Genomic DNA, 1,691 nt, shown 5'->3' on the forward strand with positions numbered 1-1,691 from the left:
TATCGGTCATCATAGCGTTAATCATACTCATGAGATACAGTCAATTTTCTTACCCCTACTCCCTACTCCCTACTCCCTACTCCCTACTCCCGATTCACTACAGGGAAATTAATAAAACTTAAACAATCAAGTCAACGGATAAGCCTAATTGAGTAGTACGCTGTAGAACTAGAGCGTAAGGTAAATTTTTTTATGGCAGAACTAAAACGTGGTGCAAAAGTTCGGATTAAAAGAAAAGAATCCTACTGGTATGGCGATGTGGGAACTGTGGCTAGTGTAGACAAAAGTGGTATCAAATACCCAGTGATTGTCCGCTTTGATAGGGTAAACTATACTGGCTACAGTGGTAGCGCCTCTGGGGTGAATACCAATAACTATGCAGAGAGTGAAGTGGAAGTAGTTGGTTAACCTAACCAGACTCGGGAATTTGAGTTCCTGCTGTCTGTAGAGTGCTAAGTTAACACGCTTGCACTCACCATTGATCAACTAAAGCACTCAACCGTGCCGGAACTACCAGAAGTTGAAACAATTCGCCTGGGTCTAAATCAAGTGACTACAGGCCAGGAAATCCAGGGTGGAGAGGTGTTACTATCGCGCACCATCGCCCACCCTATTTCTCCGAAAGATTTTTTAGCCCAACTCAAAACTGTCACCATTAGTGATTGGCATCGACGGGGCAAATACCTACTCGCTAAACTAACCAAGTCAGACGCTGATCAGGCCGGTTGGTTAGGTGTTCACCTCCGAATGACTGGTCAACTGCTATGGTTAAGTCAAGACCAGCCTCAGCCAAAACACACGCGAGTGCGATTGTTTTTCCCAAACAACCAGGAGTTAAGGTTTATCGACCAACGCACTTTTGGTCGAATGTGGTGGATTCCGCCATCCCAATTACCAGAAACCATTATCACTGGTTTAAAGCAACTCGGACCAGAACCGTTTTCCCAGGAATTTTCTACAGATTACCTAGTTAGTAAGCTACATCACCGCCAACGCGCGATTAAAACCGCCTTGCTCGATCAATCCCTGGTAGCAGGAATAGGTAATATCTATGCCGATGAAGCATTATTCTTGAGTGGTATTCGACCAGAAACCCTTTGTAAGGATTTGGGCTTAGAGCAGATCGAAAAGCTGAGCATCGCGATTATCCAAGTATTGGAAAAAGCGATTGAGTCTGGTGGTACCACGTTTAGTGATTTTATTAACGTCCAGGGAGTCAATGGCAACTATAAGGGGATTGCCTGGGTTTATGGTCGCACCGGAGAACCCTGTCGTATCTGTAGCACCCCCATCGAGCGAACCAAATTAGTCGGTCGCTCCGCTCACTTTTGTCCGAACTGTCAGCATTGATCCGATTGGGGAGTGTCGGAAGTGTCGGAAGTGTCGGAAGTGTCGTAAGTGTGGGGAGATGGGGAGATGGGGAGATGGGGAGATGGGGAGATGGGGAGATGGGGAGATGGGGAGATGGGGAGATGGGGAGATGGGGAGATTTTTATTAAGGGTAATTATCGGTTCTCATAGTAATAAGGTAAACAAGATTTTATCCGAAGTTCCCGACTCCCGACTCCCGATTCCCAGGGCTTGCGCGTTCACGGTTGTCGGGAAACCCGACCGGGGTCGCACCGCTCCCGATTCCCGATTCCCGATTCCCGATTCCCGACCCGATTCCCAATTCCCTGTTCCGGATTCCC

General features: G+C 47.4%; 3 protein-coding genes and 1 pseudogene. All 4 read left to right on the forward strand.

The genetic code is table 11. The features are described 5' to 3' along the window. The first annotated feature begins 192 nt into the window (after positions 1-192). Entirely contained in the window at positions 193-408 is a 216-nt protein-coding gene (locus F6K49_RS46455; RefSeq protein ID WP_075897196.1) for a photosystem I reaction center subunit IV, read from the forward strand. A 93-nt stretch (positions 409-501) separates the two neighbouring features. After that, positions 502-1,350 carry a DNA-formamidopyrimidine glycosylase gene (locus F6K49_RS46460; RefSeq protein ID WP_293109225.1) on the forward strand — a complete coding sequence of 283 codons (849 nt, stop codon included), beginning with the start codon at positions 502-504 and terminating at the stop codon, positions 1,348-1,350. A 5-nt stretch (positions 1,351-1,355) separates the two neighbouring features. After that, the gene (locus F6K49_RS46465) at positions 1,356-1,499 is read left to right on the forward strand and encodes a hypothetical protein (RefSeq protein ID WP_293109227.1); all 144 of its coding nucleotides are present in this window, start codon (positions 1,356-1,358) and stop codon (positions 1,497-1,499) included. Further along, positions 1,433-1,691: pseudogene (locus F6K49_RS46470) on the forward strand (hypothetical protein); the annotation flags it as partial. The gene F6K49_RS46465 and the pseudogene F6K49_RS46470, both read left to right, overlap by 67 nt.

This window comes from Moorena sp. SIO3I6, assembly GCF_010672095.1.